The sequence below is a fragment of the Rhodococcus sp. A14 genome (assembly GCF_011603105.1).
GTDB classification, from domain to species: Bacteria; Actinomycetota; Actinomycetes; order Mycobacteriales; family Mycobacteriaceae; genus Rhodococcus_F; species Rhodococcus_F opacus.
In genome coordinates this window covers 1-411 of sequence record NZ_JAAOQS010000336.1, presented here as the reverse complement: position 1 = coordinate 411, position 411 = coordinate 1, and the positions used below count along the sequence as shown (strand labels likewise).

1 protein-coding gene is annotated in these 411 nt (G+C 61.3%); it reads right to left on the bottom strand.

The genetic code is table 11. The annotated features are described in order from the left end of the window. Nucleotides 1-367, bottom strand: a 367-nt coding sequence (locus tag G9373_RS45740) for a Crp/Fnr family transcriptional regulator (RefSeq protein WP_167121422.1), incomplete at its 3' end; no start/stop codon positions are given. Between the last annotated feature and the right edge of the window lie 44 nt (nucleotides 368-411).

Sequence of the window (411 nt, the reverse complement as noted above, 5' to 3'; positions counted from 1 at the left end):
GATGCACGTGGAGTGCATCGTCGACGGCGCGCTTACCGATCCAGACAAGCAGGCTGTCTTCCATGGCTTGCGCATCTGCCGCGTAGGGGCGGTTCAGAAACATGAAGGGCTCGCCAAAGCACTCGCCGGGCCCGAAGAACTCGATGACCTTGCATTGGCCGTGCGCCCCCGGCAATACAAGTTTGATCGCACCGACCACCACGACATAGAAGCCATCGGCGTGGTCGCCACGGCGAAACGCGAAGTCGTGCCGCGACACGCGCACTGCGTGGCTGTCGCGCGCGAGCAAGGCAATGTCATCGTCGTCGAAGTCCAGGAACAGCGGGCTGTGCTTGAGCAGATCGCCCACATTGAGGGGGTCTTGCATGGTGTCACCGGCAACAGAAAGAAGAAAAGCTGGCAGCCAATGCG